Raw genomic sequence first — 4,954 nt, forward strand, 5'->3', positions numbered from 1 at the left:
CAAAGAATTATCTTCTGACAAGGGATATCCTGTAGATAAACTTTGTAAGTATCTTAATATTACACGCTCTGCATACTTGGTTTGAAAGACTGATGGCGGAATAATAGAAGCTGTGATAGAATAAAGAAAACGATTTGAAGTGCTAATTTAGAGGACAAAGCTTATGAAAAGCGAAAGTATAATTAAAGGAGTCAGCATCGGAATATCAACAGCAATACTTTGGAGTATTGTTTTAAACAGCAAGGTTGTTGGAATTGGAGTGGGTATATGTCTGGGTATATCTCTTGCTATATCTGACAGTCCTATTTCTTCTAAAAAAGATAAAGATACGTGATGATACAACTTCTAGTTTTTGAAACTGAGAAATCGGAATTTGTCTTGACTTTATAAATTTCCCCGCCTGATTTGCCCCGTTCATTGTCCAGATAGTACATATAGCAGTGGTCACAGCCCTCACTGTATTTGCGGCAGCCATGCCAGGGATTCCAAATATCACTGCTCATACCGATTCCTTTCCAGTTCGCAAATCAGACTGTGAGGCATTCTTCGTGGCCCACGTACCGCACCAATCCCATAGGCTTTCAGCTTCTCAAACGGGAGAAAAGACGGGTTGTACTGATCCAGCTTTTTCAATCTCATCACATGGTTCATATGTACGTTGCCATCATCATAATGGTAAGGAATATTGACTTCTGTAGCTTCGCACCGATATAGAACAGCGGAAACCGGGGCCGTAACATATAGACAGACAACATCGCCAACGGCTACTTCCTCCTGTTTATAGCCTTGGTCAGTAGTTTGATACTATGTACGAACTTTCTGCGTACTTGCTTTCGTTTTCGGATACCGTACAATATTTATACAATGAATCGTCAAGAGAGGAGGCAACAAGGTGACTTCTTTAACCATAGAACAAAAAAGAGTGGACATATACCCAAGCGCAAAGCCGGGCAGCCCAGTTATCTATCTCAACACCTTTTCCAATGCCGTTAACAGTGTGTATAAAAACCTGATGGCGCTCGGCTGCCCAGATTTCTGTCTGGTGGCGGTCAGTAAGCTGAAATGGGATCATGACATGACACCGTGGTATATGGGGCCGATCTCTAAACACGATACGCCCTGCACCGGGGGTGCGGATGATTACCTGAAACTGCTTCTGGATGAAATTATGCCGGAAGCGGAAGCGCTCCTTCCCGGTGCGCCCGTCTGGCGGGGCCTCGCCGGTTACTCGCTGGCCGGGCTGTTCGCCCTCTACGCTCTCTACCAAACGGATGTGTTTGCCCGCGCAGCGAGTATGTCAGGTTCCTTCTGGTTTGAGGGCATCATGGAATATGTGTGCTCCCATGAGATGAAGCGCAAACCTGACTGTCTGTATTTTTCTCTCGGAGACAAGGAGAGCTCCACCGATAATCCGATTTTGAACGTTGTGCAGCAGAATACGCAGGAGATAGAAACATTGTGCCACGGGAAAGGCATCGAAACCACCTTCGTACTGAACAGTGGCAGCCACTATCAGGCGTGCAACAAGCGCACAGCGGCTGGCATTCACTGGATATTAAATAGATAAACCGACAAGGAGATAAAACGATGGATACGATTTATTCGCTTTTTCAGAAAGTAGTTAAAGAACATGAAAATGCCCCGGCTATCATTGAAAACGACCGCGCCATGACTTTTGGAGAGCTGTCCAACATGGTGGATATGATCACGTGCAGCTTTCCGCAGGAAGTACACAGCATCGGCATCGTCATGCGTCACCGAACCGAGATGATTGCCTCGATTCTGGCGGTACTCAAATGCGGCGGCCGATATGTCCCAGCCGAGCCGGATTTTCCCACCGGGCGCATCCATGACATGATGACCGAGGCACAGGTGGATTTTGTGCTGACGGAACACGCCTTTGCGCCCAAACTGAGCAGTTTCCCCATCCGCTATACAGATTGTGAGATCTGCGGCGTGGAGACGCCCTCCTGGAAGCGCAACGCCATCGAAGACCCGGAACGCCCCGCCTATGTGCTGTATACGTCAGGTACCACCGGGCGGCCCAAAGGTGTCTGTGTCACCAACCGCAATGTTTGCCATTATGTCCGTGCCTTTGCCAACGAGTTCCATCCCGGCCCCGGTGATGTCATGCTGCAATATTCCGTCTGTTCTTTTGACATCTTTGTGGAGGAAGTGTTCACCAGTCTGCTGAATGGTGCCGCTCTGGCCATCCCCGCTGACGAGGATAAGGCCGACATCCATGCATTGATGGCTTTTGTGGAACGCCACCATGTGACTATGATCAGCGGCTTTCCGTATCTGCTGGCAGAAATGAACCACCTGTCTGTCATTCCGTCCTCTCTGCGGCTGCTTATCAGCGGCGGCGATGTGTTGCGGGGCGTTTATGTGGATCACCTGCTGAACAAAGCAGAGGTTTACAACACCTACGGCCCCTCCGAGACAACGGTCTGCGCCTCCTATTACCGTTGTAATAGTGGAACTGTGCTGGAGGACGGTACCTATTCCATCGGTCATCCTGTACTAGGTGCGCAAATCAGGATTCTGGATCAGTCTGGCAACGAGGTTGCCAAAGGGCAGACGGGTGAGATTTGCATTTATGGCGGCGGTGTATCTCTGGGCTACATTGGCGACCATGCCGAGGAAAACAGAGCTTTTGAGCGGCAGCCGGACGGTAGCACCATGTACCGCAGCGGCGATTTGGGCTATATCCTGCCGGATGGCAACATTGCATTCCTGCACCGCAAGGACGACCAGATCATGATTTACGGCAAGCGGGTGGAACTTGCCGAGGTGGAGTCCCGGCTCTATCGGTGCAAGGATGTGCAGCAGGCTATTGTCCGGGCTTTTACAGACGAGGATGGACTGTCCTATATGACCGCCTATGTGGTGCCTTCCGACAATAAGCTGAAAGTCTCGGAAGTAAAAAAAGAACTGTCTGAAAATTTGACTTCCTTTATGATCCCAGAGTTCTTTGTGAAGATGAAGCAGATTCCTTTGAATGTCAACGGTAAGCCGGATGTGTCGAAACTGCCGGTGGTAATGAAAGCGGGGGCATTATAATGGAGATTCAGATCCGGCAGGCCACGATCCAGGACCTGAATGTATTGATGCAATGGCGAATGGAAGTCTTGCATGAGGTATTCTCCATCCCCTCGGAGCGGTCTGTAACAGAGCTGGAATCGGAAAATCGCCGCTACTATCAAACAGAACTGCCGCAGGGCGGACATATTGCCTGCTTTGCCTACGTAGGGGAGGAAATCGTCGGCTGCGGCGGGATATGCCTCTATCATGAGATGCCCTCACCGGACAATCTAAACGGGAAATGTGCCTACCTGATGAACATTTATACCCGGCCGCAGTTTCGCGGACACGGCATAGGGAACAGAATCGTCAGGTGGCTTGTAGAGCAGGCTCGTCAGCGGCATATTTCAAAAATTTATCTTGAAACCTCAAACAAAGGCAGGCCGCTGTATCAAACAATCGGTTTTGCCGATATGAAGGATATGATGAAACTGTCCCGTGAAAAATAAGCAAAATCAAAGGAGCATACATACAATGGAGCCAATCATCTGAAACGTTGAAGTAAAAAGCGTCCTCACAAAATCCAATTTGCCTGTGAGTGATTATTCGGTCAATCCTTATGTGGGCTGTGGCCACGGCTGCAAATATTGCTACGCATCTTTTATGAAGCGTTTTACCAATCACCCGGAGCCCTGGGGAGAGTTCATAGACGTTAAATTTTGGCCGGAAATCAAACACCCGGAGCGGTATGCAGGGAAAGAACTGTTTCTCTGTTACGTGACCGACCCATATCAGCCGCTGGAGGAAACCGCCTGCCGCACCCGCGCCATTTTGGAGCAGATGCAGGGCAGTGAATGTAGCCTCAGTATTGCTACCAAGTCTGACCTGGTGCTGCGTGACCTTGACCTCATTAAAACATTCCCCAATGCGCGGGTATCCTGGTCGATCAAACACACTGGACGAAGATTTTCGCGCTGATATGGACAATGCAGCGAGCATTGAGCGGCGGCTGGCCGCTATGAAAGCATTCCATGATGCTGGTGTGCGCACCACCTGCTTTATCTCGCCGATTTTCCCCGGCCTCACCGACCTGCCCTCCATCATCCACCGGGCGAAGAATCAATGTAATTTGGTCTGGCTGGAAAACCTAAACTTGCGGGGCGGTTATAAGAAAACGATTTTTGACTATATAACGGAAAAACATCCAGACCTGCTGCCGCTGTACGATACCATTTACAATAAAAAAGAACGCAGCTACTGGTCAATGCTGGATGCGCAGATGCGGCAGTTTTGCCAAGAGGAAGGGCTACTGTATGTCCAGGATGATGATTCCATCAAACGCCCGTTCAACGATCCGCCTATCGTGGTCAATTATTTTTTCAACGAAGAGATTATCCCTCGGCCAAAATGCAGAAGAACAGGTAATCAAAACTATATAGTAACATGCAGAAAGCTAGAAGTTGTAGAGGTGAGGTTATGAAACGCGCAGAATTAGAATCAGACATATAACGCCGAGACAGATTATCCGTGGCTCAAATATCCGAATTATGAGGTGTTCCGGCATTGTAATAATCGGAAGTGGTTTGCTCTGATTATGGATGTACCAAAGAACAAGCTGGGGCTGCAAGGCGAAGAAATGCTGGAAGTGGTCGATTTCAAATGTGACCCAATTCTGATTGGCACACTACGAGAGGAACCCGGCTTCTTCCCGGCGTATCACATGAGCAAGGATAGCTGGATTACTGTTGCACTGGATGTGCAGCGTATCAGATGACAAAATCAAAATGTTGCTTGATATGAGTTATGAAGCAACGATACCCAAAACATGCAAAAAGAGATACTGATAAATTCAAGTTGAACAAAATCGCTGCGCGATGGCCTGCCAAGGCTATGGCGCAGTTTTTCTTTACACTTTAATAAAAAGCAGTGG

Annotated in this window: 7 protein-coding genes and 1 pseudogene; 6 read left to right on the top strand and 2 right to left on the bottom strand. The window is 48.5% G+C overall.

From position 1 onward, the window contains the following. Positions 1 to 163: 163 nt before the first annotated feature. Complete coding sequence (locus tag AB5916_RS17225; RefSeq protein WP_173683925.1) at positions 164 to 334, top strand: hypothetical protein; 171 nt, start codon at positions 164 to 166, stop codon at positions 332 to 334. Here AB5916_RS17225 and AB5916_RS17230 read toward each other — a convergent pair. Continuing rightward, the gene (locus tag AB5916_RS17230) at positions 312 to 503 is read right to left on the bottom strand and encodes a DUF5131 family protein (protein WP_118512129.1); all 192 of its coding nucleotides are present in this window, start codon (positions 501 to 503) and stop codon (positions 312 to 314) included. The two genes, AB5916_RS17225 and AB5916_RS17230, sit on opposite strands and share 23 nt — an antisense overlap. Continuing rightward, a complete protein-coding gene (locus tag AB5916_RS17235; RefSeq protein ID WP_005924668.1) occupies positions 493 to 651 on the bottom strand; it encodes a hypothetical protein in 159 nt (52 codons plus the stop codon). The genes AB5916_RS17230 and AB5916_RS17235 overlap by 11 nt, the downstream gene beginning before the upstream one ends. Before the next feature lie 241 nt (positions 652 to 892). On the opposite strand from AB5916_RS17235, the gene AB5916_RS17240 reads away from it, so the two are divergent. The 5 genes and pseudogenes from AB5916_RS17240 (at position 893) to AB5916_RS17260 (ending at position 4,798) form a co-directional block, all read left to right on the top strand. Beyond that, positions 893 to 1,567 carry an alpha/beta hydrolase gene (locus AB5916_RS17240; protein ID WP_368192086.1) on the top strand — a complete coding sequence of 225 codons (675 nt, stop codon included), beginning with the start codon at positions 893 to 895 and terminating at the stop codon, positions 1,565 to 1,567. Between the two features lie 20 nt (positions 1,568 to 1,587). Further along, a complete protein-coding gene (locus AB5916_RS17245) occupies positions 1,588 to 3,063 on the top strand; it encodes an amino acid adenylation domain-containing protein (RefSeq protein WP_368192088.1) in 1,476 nt (491 codons plus the stop codon). Next, a complete protein-coding gene (locus tag AB5916_RS17250; protein ID WP_005924656.1) occupies positions 3,063 to 3,533 on the top strand; it encodes a GNAT family N-acetyltransferase in 471 nt (156 codons plus the stop codon). Before AB5916_RS17245 ends, AB5916_RS17250 begins: the two co-directional genes overlap by 1 nt. A gap of 79 nt (positions 3,534 to 3,612) precedes the next feature. Further along, positions 3,613 to 4,504: pseudogene (locus tag AB5916_RS17255) on the top strand (radical SAM protein). Positions 4,505 to 4,576: 72 nt separating this feature from the next. Further along, a complete protein-coding gene (locus AB5916_RS17260; RefSeq protein ID WP_226815879.1) occupies positions 4,577 to 4,798 on the top strand; it encodes an MmcQ/YjbR family DNA-binding protein in 222 nt (73 codons plus the stop codon). Positions 4,799 to 4,954: the final 156 nt, after the last annotated feature.

Source organism: Blautia sp. 1033sp1_1033st1_G9_1033SCRN_220408, from assembly GCF_040929965.1.
Lineage (GTDB): Bacteria > Bacillota > Clostridia > Lachnospirales > Lachnospiraceae > Blautia_A > Blautia_A ammoniilytica.